The following is a 16,670-nucleotide window of genomic DNA, read 5'->3' on the forward strand; positions in this document are numbered from 1 at the left end:
AATTAAGAAATTAACATTAACTTAACATTGGGCTTGTAGCTTTGCAACATATTAAAAATTAACATGAACAATATTTTTAAGTTCTTTACACCTCAAGACAAAAAGTTTCATCCACTTTTCGAACAAGCAGGTAGCAATGCATTAAAAATTGCTGAAACACTTTTAGAAATGGTTAGCACGGCTGATGCTGAAAGCAGAAAAACAATTTTTAAGGAAATTGAGCGCTTAGAGCACGTTGGTGATGATATTACCCATTCAATTTTTCTTGAGTTGAGCAGGAACTTTATCACTCCATTTGATAGAGAAGATATTCACCAATTGGCAACCGCCGTTGATGATGTTGCCGATTATATTTATGGTACTGCAAACCGTATGCAGATGTACAACATGAACACCATTAACGAGCCAATTGTTAAAATTGCTGAGCTTTTGGTAGAAATGTGTACCGATATTGATAAAGCAATTAAAGAATTACGCAGTTTCAAAAACATCCGTGTAATTGCTGATGCTTGTATCCGTATCAACAGCGGCGAAAACCAGGCTGATTATGTATTTACATTAGCGGTTGCGCGTTTGTTTGAATACGAAACCAATGCGATTGAATTAATTAAACAAAAAGAGGTTTTACAAACGATAGAAAAAGCGACAGATAAGTGTGAGGATGTGGCAAATGTGCTTGAAACTATCTTGGTTAAAAACGCTTAATAAAAAACAAACATGGTAACTACCTTATTGGTTGTTGTTGTAATTCTGGCTATTGCTTTCGATTACATTAACGGCTTTCACGATGCCGCTAACTCGATTGCAACAGTTGTTTCTACAAAAGTTCTTACGCCTTTTCAGGCGGTTTTATGGGCTGCGTTATTCAATTTCGCTGCTTACTTTTATTTTACCGACCACAAAGTGGCCAATACCGTTGCTAAGACGGTAATCGAAAATTATATCACTTTAGAAGTTATCCTTGCAGGTTTAATTGCTGCAATTATCTGGAACCTTTTAACCTGGTGGTATGGTATTCCATCAAGTTCATCGCACACTTTAATTGGCGGTTTTGCTGGTGCAGGTATGACACATGCTTTACTTACAGGCGCTAGTCCGCTTGACGCTGTAAACATGGGTTATGTAATAAAAATTGTTTCTTTCATTGTTTTGGCCCCGATAATCGGTATGGTGATATCAGTTGTATTAACACTGATCATTATCAATATCTGTCGTTATGCTAAGCCATCAACTGCTGAAAAATGGTTTAAACGCCTACAATTGTTATCTTCTGCTGCATTAAGTTTCTTCCATGGAGGTAATGATGCTCAAAAAGTAATGGGTATCATTGCAACGGCATTAATTGCATCGAAAGTAATTCCAAATTTTGAATCTATGCCTGCTTGGGTACCTATCTGCTGTTATTCAGCAATCTCTTTAGGTACCATGAGTGGCGGCTGGAAAATTGTGAAAACAATGGGTTCAAAAATTACTAAAGTTACCGCACTTGAGGGCGTTGCTGCTGAAGGTGCTGGTGCGATTACATTAGGCATTACAGAACATTTCGGTATCCCGGTTTCTACTACACATACCATTACGGGTTCTATTGTGGGTGTGGGTGTAGTGAAAAGCGTTTCTGCAGTACGTTGGGGGGTAACCATCAACTTAATCTGGGCATGGATTTTAACCATTCCGGTTTCGGCTACATTAGCAGCCATTATTTATGCCGTAATTTATTACTTAAAATAAAAACAAAATCTTTTAATATACTCAGAAGACCAAGGCATTAGCTTTTGGTCTTTTTTGTTTTTAACCGCAAAGAACGCTAAGATTTCGCAAAGCGATGTTTTGTTTTACCACAGAGGCCATTGAGTTTGCACAGAGCAAACAGGGAAGGTTGTCTTGACTGAAACGGAGTGGAATGGAGATATCTTTTTACTAAGTTATTGAAATCAAATTTAAAGATTTTGCTTCGCAGAGCCTTCGGGTTCTCCACGGCAGTCGAAATGACGGCTTTACTTTGTGAATGTCATCCTGAGTGAAACGAAGGATCTTTAACTGTACTTTGCTATTCATTAAAAGATTCTTCACTGCGTTCAGAATGACAGTAGAATTACGCGCTTCGCTGTTAATAAAGCCATAGAATGCACACACCATATATCTAAATTTAGATTCCAACTCTACCCCTGTCTGTGGTTGTTCTAAACTACGCTAAGACTGACAAGTATTTAATCATTCTCTTTGTGTCCTCTGTGCATTTTCTCTGCGCACTCCGTGGTGAAAACAGGTGAGTTTTACAAATTCTTCTTCATTTCCTTCGCTACTTCTTTTGCAACCGGATCTTCACTTTTCTCTAGCTTTGCTATAATACTTTCCTGATTTTTTGTTGAGTGGTTTTGGCTCATTTTAAAAACATGGTCGATGTGCTTCACCAAAACTTCGAATCCTGTAATTGCCTTTAAATGCTTCTGAATATATGCTTCATCCATTTTATTAAAGGCAGCAGGACTTGTTTCAGGATTTTCATACTGATTTGTTAGTTCTTTTACGACCTGATAAGTTTCTTCAGAATCCATAAGTCTTATACTGCCTTTGGCCTGAACCGTTTTATAATTCCAAGTAGAAACTGAGGCAGGTTTTTCATAAACTGATGCGCTGATATAAGCATGAGCACCGGTAAAAACAGCCATCACGCTCGGATTTTGCTCAAATGCCCTATAATGATCGGTTTTGGTCATGATGTGGCCGATAAGTTTTATCGAATCGTTGTGGATTACGGTTTGAACCGGTACCTGTGTAACAACCGGATATTCACCATCAAAACCGATTAATGTGATAAAGTTATTTTGCTGCATAAACTCAAGAATTTCATCTTGATTGCCTGCTGAAGAATATGAAGTTTTGTACATGAGTTGTGCTTTGTTGCGGCAGAGGCCATTGAATTTTACACAGTATAACACTAAGGGGTTTTAACTGTAATTTACACCGATCTCCGTGACCTCTGTGTCTTTTCTTCGTATACGCTGTGGTTGAAAAGGAAATTAAAACTTAATGCTGATTTCTACTAAATTAGTTCCGTTTTTAGGTAACACCCAATCCGGACCTTCTTGAATCAAACGCTTCGCTTCCAAATCGGCTTTTCTATTTAGTGATTTTATAACAGCGATGTTGGCTGGCCGTCCGTTGCGTTTAACTTTAAAGCTTAAAATTACAAATTGCTCGGGGCCTTTAGGATTATAAAGCTTATTATTTTTCTCCAAGTATTGGCTGTAGTTAATGGTGGAAACCGGAACAGGCTTTGTAATATCACCGGCAGATTTTCCATCCAGGTTTTGTTCTGCACGCAGCGTAATTTTAGGGGCAGCAATATTTTCTTTTTTATGCCCGTTTGAACCCGTAATTAAAGCAATTTCGTTTAATGATTTATTGCCGCTCAATGCATTTTTAATCGCATTAGGGTCTTGCAAACCAGCTACGGGCAATTCTTTAAAACCGATAGCATTAATCAATAAGTCTTTATCTTTTGCATTGCTATCAGCAGGTAAATAGAAATAGCCTTTGGAATCGGTTGCCGTTACATTTTTAGAGCCAGCTAACTTTACAACTGCTCCCTGAACAGGTTGACCATTACTTTGGTCTACCACGTTGCCACTAAATGCAATTTTACTGGAACCTATTGCGGGTTCTGCTGCCACCACAGTCTCACTTAACGTAACCGGGCTTGGTTTGTAATTGTCAAAGCCTACACGGCTCATCGCTTTAGCACGACTATTATCGGTTGCAATTTTTGCAACTTTTACTTCATCAACTTGTTGTTCTGCCTGTATTGCAACAGGATTTTTTTTAGTGTTTTTTGCCAAATCACCTGTTTTTGCGTCTGCAATTGCTTTATCAATCAAAGTTGCCTTTGTAGTATTTTGAGTAACGGTATCTTCTTTGGCTTTAGGTTGGATAGAAGCAACACTCGCTGAACTATCTAACTGAACCAACACACCTTCTTTTTTATGAGCAGCAAGTTCTGCATTCCTGCGGTTGGTTTCGCGCATAAAAAATAAAATGCTTACCGCAATAAAAGCCACAGTTGCGGTTGCCGCAATACTTAACCTTTGGGTAGTAATGCCCCACAGTTTGCGCTTTACAGGCTTTTCTGATATGCGATCGTACAGCTGTTTTTGTAAAATAGAAAGCGTTTGTTTGCGTTTGGGCGATTGCTTGAGGCCTTCTAATGCTTCGGCAACGAAAGGGTCCTCCAAAGCCTGTCTTTCTACAAAATGCATAGCCTTAGCATCAAGCTTACCATCCAGGTAATCTTCCAATACATCAATATCTAACCAATCGTTATTCACTACTGTTTTTCTCTATACAAATCTTTAAATTCCGCTTACCATTTTGGATGTAACTCTTAACTTTCAGCATGTCGTAGCCAGTAATGTCGGCCACTTCTTTATAACATTTTTCTTGTAAATAAAATAAATCTACGCTTTTTCGCTGTTCTTCGGGTAAAGTTTCCATACACTTTTCCATAATGGTAAGCTGCGTTTCTTTTGTGTTGTCTATATCCAGATGCACAAACTCGCTATTTTCCACAAAAGTATCGTCTATGGAGACATTATTTTGCTTCGCCGATTTCCGCAATGCCATTAAGCAATGGTTCCGCGTTAAAACATGAAGCCAACTTTTGAAGTTTTGTACCTCGTGTATTTTCAGCTTTGTGACCAGTTCTTCGAAAATCTGCATTACGGCATCCTTGCTTAGTTCTTCATCTTTGAAGTAGTTTAAGCAAACCCCAAACACCAAATGCATATATTTATTGTAAAGCGAACCCAACGCGTCTAAATCGCCCGTATTTTTATACTCGGCAATCAGTTTGGCGTCTTCTTGCTGGGTATTTCCAGCTGTGTTTTTTATAAACCTCAAAAAATATGGTAGCTATTTCGAATTATCTTTCAAGTATAAAAAATATTTCTGAGTGATGAGACATAAACTAATTTTTTAGGAAGAGATGGTCCTAAATATTTTACGTTGCAGGCTGTCTTTGTAATCATTTTAAATATTGTTGACGTGTGCAAAGGTTTATCTTTGGGATAAAATTATGGCAGTTGTTTTGCTAAGCATGATTAAACACACAAAATGAAAAGGATCAATATTTTATCGATATCAATAACCATGTTAGTATTTGCAAGTCTAAATGTTAGCGCGCAGATTAAATTGAGTGATATATTTAAAAAAGTAACCCAAAAGCCGGGTACTACGACAGCTGCCACCGGAACGCCGTCTACTTTCGAAATAGGACAGGGGATTAAGGAGGCGCTACAAATTGGTGTTTCTGCTGGTGCAGACAGGCTTTCGGTTAAAGATGGCTTTTTAGGCAACCTGGCCGTTAAAATCCTGATGCCTCCCGAAGCACAGAAGGTTGAAAAAACGTTACGTAGCATCGGTTTGAACAAACTTTGCGATAATGTAATTGTGAGTTTGAACCGTGCCGCCGAAGACGCTGCTACCGAAGCGAAGCCTATTTTTATCTCTGCCATTAAACAAATGACATTAACCGATGCCACTAATATTCTTTTGGGAAATAAAGACGCCGCTACTGAATATTTTAAAAGGGTCACCACTGCACAGCTGATTCAGAAATTCAGTCCGATTGTAACCACAAGTCTAAATAAAGTAAACGCTACCAAGTATTACAGCGATTTAACTACACAATACAACCGCTTACCTTTGGTAAGGCCTGTAAATACCAACTTAACCGAATATGTTACGCAAAAAGCAATAGATGGTTTATTTGTTGAAGTTGCAAAGGAAGAGCTTAAAATCAGGGGTAATTTAAGCGCAAGAAGCACTACCTTATTGCAAAAAGTATTTGGTTACGCGGATAGGAAAAAGATTTAAATATGATGTGATTCGTGAGTATACGAACCACGGCGGAAGAGATTTAATCTGTTTAATTTGATTGCCTCGGTCTGTGGCCGCACAGACCGATATTAGATAAGTGTAGGTATTGATTGTTGCTCGTGAAGAGGCGAACCACGGCAAATCGACTAACATAAAGTTTGTATTAAGTAAAATATAGCTTCTCCAGGGTATCCCTGAATAATAGACAAAAAACTATTTGTAAAATTGTACATGTCGAAAATCAGCACCACATTAATTTCTGTTTTAATTCCGTGCGTTGCATTAATTACTTCCTGCAGCAACAATAAATCTGAAGAAAATGCTAAAGCCGTTTTAGATACGGTTTCTTTAAGCAGTAAAAATTTCGCGCTAGCCTATCAGGATGGAGATAAAATTGTAGCCACAAGTATCGATACCATGAAACAGATTTCGTTTGGTGGTGCTACCGATCCTGCTATTTCTCCTGACGGAAATAAACTGGCATACACGCTTAGCGATTCTGCCGGAAACCGTTCCATCTGGGTTGCCGATATGGAAAACAAGAGCCAGGGTAAATTGCAGGTAAACAGCAAGAATTATTATCAGGCCATGTGGTCGCCTGATGGACGTGCGGTTGCCTTCAATATTTTCAACAGCAAAAACCTATGGAAAATAGGTGTAATTAAAACCGATAATTCTGATTATGTGATGCTTGATAGCGCATCTAAAATAAATGTTTATGCGCCAACCTGGAAAAATGAAAAGGAAATCATCGGGCATGATCTTACCAGGCTCTACACCTTTGACCTCAGGGGAAAGTTAATCGATACTAAACTGATAGCCGATTTGATCGGGAAAGAGTTTTCTATTGCAAGTAGCAACCGGTTTTTTAATACAAAAGACGGATTGAAACTGGTTTTTAATGCAGGAAATACCGATGTTTTGAATGGATTAAAAGCACCAAGTGAAGCCGTTTATGTTTTAGATCTGGCCAGTAAAAAAGTACATCGGATTTCGCCAAAGGGCATAAATGTACCTTATGTTTTTCTTACCGCCGATGACCGGATTTTTTATAGCGGAGCTGAAAAACCGTTTACACAAAGCAAAATTTATGTTTCTGATTTAGAAGGAAATATTAAAACGGTAGTGGATAAAGGAAATAACCCAACTGGAGCATTGAAATAACCTATTTATCATATTTAGATTAACATGCTAAATAAAACAAGAATTATTATTGTAGGGATTGGTGGCGTAGGTGGATATTTCGGAGGTTTGCTGTCTAAGCAATACGCTGGTGGAAACAACGTAGAAATTGTTTTTGTTGCGCGTGGTGAACATTTAAATGAGATCCAAAAAAAGGGCTTAACTGTAATAAATGGAAACGAAAGTTTTGTAACTCAGCCATATCTGGCTACCGATGATTATAGTAAGGTTGGTTTGGCGGATTATATTATCATCTGCACGAAAAGCTACGATTTAAAACAAACTATTGGAGAGCTAAAACCTTTAATCGGGCATAACACGATATTATTGCCGCTTTTAAACGGCGTTAGTGCGAGCGATGAGATTCTAGAAATCCTGCCTCATGTAAACGTTTTAAAAGGCTGTGCATTTATTGTTTCCAAAATTAAATCGCCGGGTATCATCGAAAATTCTGGCAACATCCAGAAGTTATCTTTTGGAATGGATGGATCACTTAGCGATGAGGTTTTACATCTGAAAGATTTAATGGTTGATGCAGGAATTGATGTAACGGTTTCAGATAAAATTTCTACAGCCATCTGGGAAAAATTTATATTTATTTCTCCTGCGGCCACTTCCACATCCTACTTTGATAGCACTATTGGAAAGGTACTGGAAGAAAATATTGAAACCGTTCTGAAATTAATTGAAGAAGTGAAAAGCCTTGCCCTGGCTAAAGGCGTAACAATTAGTGATGATATTTCTGGTAAAACATTGGCTACGATGAAATTGATGCCCTACGAGGTTACCTCATCCATGCACCGCGATTATCTCAATCAGAAACCGCAAACAGAGGTTGAGTCGTTAACAGGCTATATTGTGCGGGAGGCCGAAAAATTTGGCATTGCTGCACCAACTTATCTAAAACTATACGAAGGATTATTTAAAAAATAATCGATATAAGGTGTTAAAAATCAGGTTCTTTTGATTTGTAAAAATCCATTAATAAAGAAAATTTAAAGTAATATTGAGTTTCATCCGTTTACTGGGTTGTTAAGTAAAATTTAGTGCCAACAAACGAACCTCAAAATATCATTTCAACGGTTGCCAATTATGGTAAGCGCTTATTCAGTTTCATCCGGGGAAGGGTGAATACGGATGAGGATGCGGAAGATATTTTACAGGATGTTTGGTTTCAACTCAGCAATCAGCCCGAGGCTGGCGCCATTGAGCAGATTAGTGGCTGGCTATATCGGGTAGCAAGAAATAAAATCACCGATAAGTACCGTAAACAAAAAGAAGAATCACTAGAAGATTTCACTTTCGAGGGTGAAGACGGCGAAATCAATTTTAAAGAAATTTTACTTGCTGAGGCTTATTCGCCTGAAGAGGAAAGTTTAAAGAAACTGTTCTGGGATCAACTGTTTTTAGCCTTGGAAGAGCTGCCGGAGAATCAGCGTTACGTGTTTGTTCAAAACGAATTGGAGGAACGTACTTTTCAGGAGCTGGCCGATGAAAGCGGAGAGAATATCAAAACATTAATATCAAGAAAGGGTTATGCGGTAAAACACCTGCGTAACCGTTTACAAAATTTATATCAGGAATTTATTAACTATTAAATTTGCAGACATGATGAATAGAAATTTTAATCGGCGCAAGAAATTTATTTTCTTTTTACCCGTAGCGGTGCTTATTGCAGCGGTATTGGGTTATGTGGTTATGTTTTTATGGAATTGGATTTTACCTGAGGTGGCACATGCAGGCAAACTTAATTATTGGCAAGCTCTCGGTTTACTTGTGCTGTGCAGGTTACTTTTTGGGAACTTTAATAAAGGTGGTCATGGAGGACATAATGGTTTTCGCGAGCGCGCCCGTGGAATGCGTGCCAAATGGGATTCGATGAACGAAGAGGAGCGCGTAAAATTTAAGGAAGAATACAAGCGGAGATGTGGCGGATGGGGCCACCACCGCAACAAGGAATAGGCAAAGGCTCCGAAGAAATTCGGAGCTTTTTTGTTTTATTGTCGTTATGAAAGGTACTGACAGATTTCATAAGAATGGTCGTCATTGCGAGGAGGAACGACGAAGCAATCTTAATGCACTCGCAAATAGCGATAGTTGTAGGATTGCTTCGTGCCTCGCAATGACGACTTTTCTTGTGATTCGATTGGTTGGTAGTTCAACAACCGAAAGGATTATCTACTAAAAGATCCTTCGACTACGCTACCATTGACAGAATCCATTAGCACGGCCGTCATTCCCGCGCAGGCGGGAATCTTAAGGCACTTGCATTCATTCTATCGGTTGGTGTCTCACCGACCGACGAGTTAAAGATCCTTCCCTGCGTTCAGGATGACAAAACCCTAAGAAATAAAAAAAATCAAATAATTTAAAGTAAAAATAAAGCTGCTTCGTCTTCCTATATAAATAACAAAAACAAAAGTATTGCTTATTCAACTTGTTTAAGCTGAATTGATTACAGTGCTTTAAAATTATAAAAAGATGAAACCATCATGATTTTCAAAACCCAAAGTAACGGGAGAAATCATGATAGCTTCATCACAAATAAAAACATATATAAAAAGATGAAAAAAATATTAAAAACTATAGGATTCGGCATTGTACTTGGAGCAGTCGCTTTCTTTATACCATTTGTGTTTAAATTTATATTGGCCATCATGCTGATCGGTTTAATGTTTAGGATCCTTATCGGTAGGCGTCGCCATTATTTTCATAGCCGCTTTAACGGTTTCGAAAACCATTACAACCCAATTGTGCCGATCGATAACCAATGGTACAGGCCAACGGTACAAGGCAATGGAACAGTTAACAACATTAACGTAAATTATTAACCGCCATGAGAGCATTTAGAATATTATTGGCATTGGCTGTTGCTGCAGGAACTTTTTACAGTTTAAATGTACTGGCCATTCAGCATGGATACCGCGATCGGTTAGATTTTAAAAATAGGTATTATCATGAGGATTGCCAGCAAGAACATCATAGAAACCATAGTTACAGTCACCACAGCAGAAAAATGGATGATACCATGATTATCCCTGCTGACAGTATGAACCAAGTAAAAAGATAACATTATGTCACAGGTACTTTTTTTAAGCGATCCATCTCAGGCCGATGTTAGTCCGATTTTAGGCATGGCCAACGAACTGATTGCCCGGGGTGAGAAAGTTACTTTCTTTAGCTCGGATGAATTTAAAGCCCCTATAGAACAAATAGGTGCCGACTTTAAAGCCTACAGTCAGGAGCTCAATGTTTTTCAGGAGAAAAGGGCTGTTGATGACGAAGATAAACCCAAATCAGGATTAATCAGCGCACTGCTTGAGCCAATGAAATTTATCGACGATATTTTGGTTCAGATAAGGGGTTTAAAATTTGATTACGCCGTTTTTTCACCATCATATCCCTATGCAAATATCATTACACAGCTGTTGGGTATCCCTAAAACAGAGCAAGTGCTTCATAATTAATATTGGCTCAGGCCGATAAATAAACACAATAAATAACAATAACAATTAAAAACAATGTACAAAGAACATAGATGCCATTCGGGCAAGATACATAGTCGCTTCGGCGCAGGAGAGGGAAGATTTGGAAGACATTTTGGTGATCCTTTCGGTCAACATAAACACAGCATGTTTAACGAGGGCTTTAGAAAAGTATCAGCTAACATTGAAGAAACAGACATCAGCTTTATTATTGAGCTTTTTGCGCCTGCTTTGGTTAAAGAGAATTTAAAGGTGGTTACCAAAGATGATGTATTAACCATTTCTTACCAACCTAAAGAAGAAGCCGATTCGGCCAAAAAGTATAGCCGTAGAGAATATAGCAACGGCAGTTTCGAAAGAGCTTTTGGTTTAAACGGAAAGGTCTTAGTGGAAAATATTTCAGCCAGTTATGCTGATGGAATTTTGAAGATTACGCTGCCTAAAAACCCTGAAACGAATACACCAGAGAAAGATATTCTGGTAGACTAAGTTTCGTCTATTATAATTTCCAAGCCCCGATTGTTTAGAACAGTTGGGGCTATTTTATTTTATGGTAAACAGGAAGAGCTTCTTTTATAATGCCTTTCAAATTACTAAGCAAACGGATATTGAAATCGGGTTTGCTATTCGCGGTATTTTAAGGTACTTTTGCTAAAAGACATAAACACAATAGATTGAATTTTAACGACTTTAATTTTAACCCCGATTTATACGAAGGCTTAATGGCTATGGGGTATAAAAGCGCTACTCCAATACAAGAACAAGCCATCCCGGTAATTTTAGACAATCATGATCTGATTGCCTGCGCTCAAACTGGTACAGGAAAAACGGCCAGCTACCTTTTACCCGTAATGGATAAAATTAGCAAAGCTGCTGACAGACATAATAATACTTTAATCCTGGCGCCAACACGCGAGCTTGCTCAACAGATCGATTTACAGGTTGAAGCATTAGCCTATTTTACCAATATCAGCTCTTTAGCGGTTTATGGTGGAGGAGATGGTATTGCTTATGAACAACAAAAACGTTCTATGCGCGATGGCGTGGATATTATTATTGCCACTCCAGGCAGATTAATGGCACATTTATCTTCAGGTGTGTTAAAACTGGAGCATTTGCAGCATTTGATTTTGGATGAAGCAGATAGAATGTTGGATATGGGCTTTTACGACGACATTGTTCGCATTATCAGCTATCTGCCAAAGAAAAGGCAAACGCTTTTATTTTCGGCTACGATGGCGCCGAAAATAAGAACCATGGCGGGTAAGATCTTGCACGAACCGAAGCAGATTACCATTTCAATTGCTAAACCTGCTGAGGGAATCGATCAGCAAGCTTATAACATTCACGACCAACAGAAACAGGCCTTATTAACCGATATTTTTAAAAGCGGACAATACAAGAGCAGTATTATTTTCGTTTCGACAAAGGAAAAAGTAAAAGCCTTATACAAAACTTTTAAGGGATTGGGTATTAAAGCTGAAGCTTTTCACTCCGACTTAGGGCAAAAGGAACGTGAAGATATTTTACTGGCTTTCAAAAACCGTAGATTACCGATTTTAATCGGAACAGATGTGTTATCCCGCGGAATTGATGTAGAGGGAATCGACCTGGTCATCAATTATGATGTTCCTGGCGATCCGGCCGATTATGTACATCGTATTGGCCGTACGGCAAGAGCTGCAACCAAAGGAACGGCCATTACATTGGTTAACGGTAGAGATAAGCGTAAGTTCGATAACATCGAAAAATTAATCGAGAAGGAAGTTCCCCGGATGCCATTGCCAGAAAGCATAGCTGCAATGGAAATTACGCATGTGGAAGAAAAGAGACCTCAAAATAAGGGTAAGAAAAAGGTTTGGAACAAAAAGAAAAAACCAAAACCTTCAGTATAAATTTATTTAAAACGCCATAAGTATTCTTATTGGCGTTTTTGGTTTATAAATTATCTTTGCGCTAAGCAATGGCAAACTTCATTCTTATAGGTTTATGTATTTTGGCGGGGATTCTTTTCAGAAAAAGTAAATCGTTGCCTAAAGATGCCCACAAAGGCATTAATGCCTGGATAATCTACATAGCGCTACCTGCTGTTTCTTTTAAATATCTGCCACACATTACCTGGACTACAGATCTATTGTTTCCTGCACTCGCACCAATTGGTGTCTGGCTTTTGGGTTGGTTATTTATTACCCTGTATAGCCGTATCCTGAATATGAATAAGGCCACTTCCGGCGGCTTAAAACTCACCAGTTCTTTAAGTAATACTTCATTTGTAGGTTTCCCTTTAATTGTGGCTTATTTCAGTGAAAAGGAACTGGCTATTGCCATTATCTGCGATCAGGTTACCTTTATGCTTTTATCTACCATTGGTGTAATTGTAGCTATCCGCTCTTCGCAGAATCAAAAGTTAAACCCGAAAGTAGTGCTGAGAAAGGTACTGACCTTTCCGCCGCTTATTGGTTGTGTGCTGGCACTAACCCTACCACGCTTTATTGATGTTTCTTCGTTAGATCCATTGTTCGATAAACTAGCGGGAACGGTTGGTCCACTGGCATTGTTTTCGATAGGTTTACAACTAAAATTTGGCGGTTGGTTTAGCGAGTTGAAACACATCAGCTTTGCTTTATTGTATAAACTGATTTTAGGGCCTTTGGTAGTTTTGCTTGTAGCACTTGTTTTAGGTATGCATGGAATGATTACCAAAATAACCATTTTCGAAATGGCTATGCCAACGCTGCTGACCGCTGGCGTAGTAGCCGATCAATATAACCTTAACCCGAAGCTTTCTAATCTGGTGGTGGGGATAGGAATATTGCTATCGTTTATCACTACAGGTTTATGGTGGTTGGTGCTGACTTATTCGGGGCTGGTTTAGAATTATCTCGGTTTAACCGCAGAGTAATGCAAAGAGAAGGCACAAGATCACAAAGACTTTTTTGTGGACTTTAACCACAGATAAAAAGGATGAACACAGATAAGGGCTTAAACTTAATTCGATATGTCAACCTGAGGGATATTTATTGTATAAAACCAATGCAAATGACAGGAGATTTTAATGAATTAATATATTGCGAGGAATCGTCATTCTGTCGGATTCTCAACTAAACTTCCTCTAAACGCTTATCCATCATCCATTATTCTTTGCGCTCTTTGCGAAAACCTTCGCGCCCTTTGCGGTTAAAACCAACAAAAAAGCCGCAAAATTTCTTCTGCGGCTTCTTGAATAATTTAGGATTAATTACAAAGCTAATTTTTTAGCAATTGCAGATGGAATACCCGCTTTGTTTAATAAAATTGCTGTCGTTTTATATTTTACGTAGTTTTTGGTTACGTATAAGTATCCTTTATAATCGTTACTTGCTCCCCAGGAGTTTTTAACAATGTAATATTCTTTACCTGTTTGATCTTTGGCTAGGCCAACAATGTGCATACCATGATCATCAGTGGTTTGATAGTTATCGAAAGCAAGCTGACGGTTCTCCTGCGTAATTTCCATCTCTGGCTGCGGGCCGTTAAACATGTCTGCTTTTTGTTTCACGGTCATATCAGCAAAAGGTGTTTGCGGAACAAAAGCCACACCGTTTTTCCAGCTGAAGTTTTTTTCGCTTACATCTGTAGCCCATGCAACAGTGTAACCACCTTTTAAAGCGTTATCAATAATGTCGGTTAACTCGTTTACTTTAACATTATAAACCTGGTCGAAAGACCAGTTATCAGGCACTAATAAAGTAAACTTGCTGTAGAAAGGATGATCGTTGAACGATGAAAGTTCTACATAGTTATCGGCATTTAAACCCACTACTTCCTGGGCGAAAGTTTTTGGCGTGTATTTTTTGCCATTGTAGGTAAAGTTTTCAGGTACAGCACCTAAATAAGCGTCAATTACACCAGTATAAGCTTTTAACCAGTTTGGGGTTAACTCGCCATTAGCATTTTTTACAACAGCTTCTAAAACACCTTTTTCGATATCGCCAAGCTCTGCAGTTTTATTGATTTTAGTGCCGTAATTTAATCCGGTGTATACTTCTTGTGGAACTGCGCCATATTTTCTATACATGTTGATTACGTCGTGCAAAGCACCACCATCGCCTAATGAAACCGCACCATGCATACGCACGTAATTTTTACCTTTTTCTACATAGGCATTGCGGGCCGAAAAAAGCTGAGACAAGGTTACTGGCTGTTTACCCGCTTTAATCATTTCTGATTCTAAAAATGAGTTGGTAGAATAGCTCCAGCAAGTTCCTGAAGATCCTTGATTCTGAACCGGGGTATTGGCCAGGTTAATTACTTCTGTAAATTTAAAAGAAGCAGTACTGTTTTCGCTTTGGTTGTTTTTTAAAGAATTAACAAGATTGTCTTGCGCATAAGTCGCCGATATAGATAACGACAAAGCCAAACCAATCACACTGATTTTTGTGTAGTTGATCATTTTTTATGAATAATTAATAAAGTCAGCGAATGTAAAAATACTTGTTGATTTGTCAACGGAAAGTTTGTAATAAAACGATAACATCAGTCATTTTATTGCAACAATGTTGAATTAACATTCTGGCAAACTGATCGGAATATTGGTTGCCAAGCCTCCATCAGATGTTTCTTTATATTTGGCATTCATGTCGAGGGCAGTTTCCCACATCGTATTTACCACAGCATCTAAACTTACTTTTGCCTTATCAGGATTGCTTTGTAGCGCCAGTTGACTAGCTGTAATGGCCTTAATGGCACCCATGGTGTTTCTTTCGATACAAGGGATCTGTACCAAGCCGCCAATCGGATCGCAGGTTAAACCCAGGTGATGTTCCATGGCAATTTCTGCGGCCATTAAAACCTGTCTTTGCGAGCCACCTAAACACTCCGTTAGCGCTGCGGCAGCCATAGCTGAGGAAACGCCAATTTCGGCCTGACAACCACCCATAGCGGCTGATATGGTTGCTCCTTTTTTGAAAATACTGCCTATTTCTGAAGCACAGGCAATAAACTGGATGATTTTTTCTTCGCTGTAACCATCGCAAAAGGTAATGAAATATTGCAATACGGCTGGAATTACCCCTGCAGCACCGTTGGTAGGGGCAGTTACTACACGACCAAAAGATGCGTTTTCTTCATTAACGGCTAAGGCAAAACAGCTTACCCAATCTAAAATATAATTAAAACCGTTTCCACCTTTTCTAATGGCTTCTAACCAGCTATTATAATCTGAATATTCACTTTTTCCTATTAACCGTTTATTTAGTGGAAATGCCCGTCGTGCTACATTTAAACCACCTGGTAAAAAGCCTGTCGTATGGCAACCACGGTAAATACAATCGCGCATTACGGCGAAATGTTGTAGAATACCTTTTTTAGTCTCTGCTTCAGTGCGCCAGGCCAATTCGTTTTCCATTACGATTTCGCTCACTTTTAAACCGGTTGACAGGCACCAGTGTAACAGTTCTTTTGCTTTTTCTACAGGAAAGGGAAGGTCTACCTGGGCTTTATTGCTATTGTCTTCACCTTCTTTGATTACAAAACCACCCCCGATGGAGTAATAGGTCTCAGAAAAAGCTTTACCATCCTTTAAAAATGCCTGGAAAGTAACCGCATTTGGGTGAAAAGGTAAACTTTCGGCAAAAAGAAAAAGAAGATCGTTATCGTAATCGAAATCAAGAATTAAATGACCAGCGAGATTTAATTTCTTATCTCTTTGGATGCTTTCGAAAGTTGGGGTAACCGCATCAACATCAAAAGTTACCGGATCAGCTCCTGTTAAGCCGAGTAAAATCGCAACATCCGTTCCGTGGCCTTTACCTGTTTTGGCAAGCGAACCATAAAGCAATATTTTGATACCCTCAACATCATCAATCAAGTTGTTTAGCGCAAGAGAAGCAGTAAACTGTTGTGCTGCCCGCCATGGGCCTAAAGTATGTGAGCTGGATGGGCCAATGCCTATTTTAAAAATATCGAAAACTGAAATTTGTTCCTTGATCATTATGAATATAGTTACACAAAGCTATGATTGTTTTATGATTTTGGATAAATTAATTTTGGCTGGAGATGAAAATGCTTTACCTTAGAAAAATCTAATCCGAATGCTCTAAAAATGGTGTTTTCCAAATATAATGGATGTTGCTTTTTGCAATGCTTTAA

18 protein-coding genes are annotated in these 16,670 nt (G+C 38.7%); 13 read left to right on the plus strand and 5 right to left on the minus strand.

The window, feature by feature from the left end; translation table 11 throughout:
* The first annotated feature begins 63 nt into the window (after positions 1-63).
* Both ACUN24_RS05040 and ACUN24_RS05045 read left to right on the plus strand, forming a co-directional pair.
* Positions 64-705, plus strand: a complete 642-nt coding sequence (locus ACUN24_RS05040) for a DUF47 domain-containing protein (protein WP_193419515.1) — start codon at positions 64-66, stop codon at positions 703-705.
* Between the two features lie 12 nt (positions 706-717).
* On the plus strand, positions 718-1,728 hold the full coding sequence (locus tag ACUN24_RS05045) for an inorganic phosphate transporter (protein WP_121285230.1): 1,011 nt from the start codon (positions 718-720) through the stop codon (positions 1,726-1,728).
* Positions 1,729-2,273: 545 nt separating this feature from the next.
* Here the strand turns inward: ACUN24_RS05045 and ACUN24_RS05050 are convergent.
* The 3 genes from ACUN24_RS05050 to ACUN24_RS05060 form a co-directional block, all read right to left on the minus strand.
* Positions 2,274-2,888, minus strand: a complete 615-nt coding sequence (locus tag ACUN24_RS05050; RefSeq protein ID WP_445561523.1) for an FMN-binding negative transcriptional regulator — start codon at positions 2,886-2,888, stop codon at positions 2,274-2,276.
* Between the two features lie 132 nt (positions 2,889-3,020).
* Positions 3,021-4,325, minus strand: coding sequence for a carboxypeptidase-like regulatory domain-containing protein (locus ACUN24_RS05055; protein WP_445561524.1), 1,305 nt, complete (start codon positions 4,323-4,325; stop codon positions 3,021-3,023).
* Entirely contained in the window at positions 4,318-4,896 is a 579-nt protein-coding gene (locus ACUN24_RS05060; RefSeq protein WP_315417233.1) for a sigma-70 family RNA polymerase sigma factor, read from the minus strand. Before ACUN24_RS05060 ends, ACUN24_RS05055 begins: the two co-directional genes overlap by 8 nt.
* Positions 4,897-5,109: 213 nt before the next feature.
* Here ACUN24_RS05060 and ACUN24_RS05065 point away from each other — a divergent pair, with 213 nt between their 5' ends.
* The 11 genes from ACUN24_RS05065 to ACUN24_RS05115 all read left to right on the plus strand — a co-directional run bounded on the left by ACUN24_RS05065 (position 5,110) and on the right by ACUN24_RS05115 (position 13,416).
* Positions 5,110-5,871, plus strand: coding sequence for a DUF4197 domain-containing protein (locus ACUN24_RS05065; protein ID WP_445561525.1), 762 nt, complete (start codon positions 5,110-5,112; stop codon positions 5,869-5,871).
* 234 nt (positions 5,872-6,105) lie between these two features.
* On the plus strand, positions 6,106-7,038 hold the full coding sequence (locus ACUN24_RS05070) for a TolB family protein (RefSeq protein WP_445561526.1): 933 nt from the start codon (positions 6,106-6,108) through the stop codon (positions 7,036-7,038).
* Between the two features lie 24 nt (positions 7,039-7,062).
* On the plus strand, positions 7,063-7,989 hold the full coding sequence (locus ACUN24_RS05075) for a ketopantoate reductase family protein (RefSeq protein ID WP_445561527.1): 927 nt from the start codon (positions 7,063-7,065) through the stop codon (positions 7,987-7,989).
* Between the two features lie 113 nt (positions 7,990-8,102).
* A complete protein-coding gene (locus tag ACUN24_RS05080) occupies positions 8,103-8,654 on the plus strand; it encodes an RNA polymerase sigma factor (RefSeq protein ID WP_057933206.1) in 552 nt (183 codons plus the stop codon).
* Positions 8,655-8,664: 10 nt separating this feature from the next.
* On the plus strand, positions 8,665-9,018 hold the full coding sequence (locus ACUN24_RS05085; RefSeq protein WP_227256101.1) for a hypothetical protein: 354 nt from the start codon (positions 8,665-8,667) through the stop codon (positions 9,016-9,018).
* Positions 9,019-9,620: 602 nt separating this feature from the next.
* Positions 9,621-9,887, plus strand: coding sequence for a hypothetical protein (locus tag ACUN24_RS05090; RefSeq protein WP_445561528.1), 267 nt, complete (start codon positions 9,621-9,623; stop codon positions 9,885-9,887).
* Between the two features lie 5 nt (positions 9,888-9,892).
* Entirely contained in the window at positions 9,893-10,126 is a 234-nt protein-coding gene (locus ACUN24_RS05095; protein ID WP_445561529.1) for a hypothetical protein, read from the plus strand.
* Positions 10,127-10,130: 4 nt separating this feature from the next.
* Positions 10,131-10,523, plus strand: a complete 393-nt coding sequence (locus ACUN24_RS05100) for a hypothetical protein (protein WP_445561530.1) — start codon at positions 10,131-10,133, stop codon at positions 10,521-10,523.
* Positions 10,524-10,577: 54 nt separating this feature from the next.
* Positions 10,578-11,030, plus strand: coding sequence for an Hsp20/alpha crystallin family protein (locus ACUN24_RS05105; RefSeq protein ID WP_445561531.1), 453 nt, complete (start codon positions 10,578-10,580; stop codon positions 11,028-11,030).
* 185 nt (positions 11,031-11,215) lie between these two features.
* Entirely contained in the window at positions 11,216-12,436 is a 1,221-nt protein-coding gene (locus tag ACUN24_RS05110) for a DEAD/DEAH box helicase (protein ID WP_193419527.1), read from the plus strand.
* 68 nt (positions 12,437-12,504) lie between these two features.
* The gene (locus ACUN24_RS05115; RefSeq protein ID WP_445561532.1) at positions 12,505-13,416 is read left to right on the plus strand and encodes an AEC family transporter; all 912 of its coding nucleotides are present in this window, start codon (positions 12,505-12,507) and stop codon (positions 13,414-13,416) included.
* Between the two features lie 363 nt (positions 13,417-13,779).
* Here the strand turns inward: ACUN24_RS05115 and ACUN24_RS05120 are convergent, their stop codons facing one another.
* Both ACUN24_RS05120 and ACUN24_RS05125 read right to left on the minus strand, forming a co-directional pair.
* Positions 13,780-14,973, minus strand: coding sequence for a C1 family peptidase (locus ACUN24_RS05120; protein ID WP_315419142.1), 1,194 nt, complete (start codon positions 14,971-14,973; stop codon positions 13,780-13,782).
* 111 nt (positions 14,974-15,084) lie between these two features.
* On the minus strand, positions 15,085-16,512 hold the full coding sequence (locus tag ACUN24_RS05125) for an L-serine ammonia-lyase (protein WP_445561533.1): 1,428 nt from the start codon (positions 16,510-16,512) through the stop codon (positions 15,085-15,087).
* Positions 16,513-16,670: the final 158 nt, after the last annotated feature.

It is taken from the genome of Pedobacter sp. WC2501 (genome assembly GCF_052682415.1).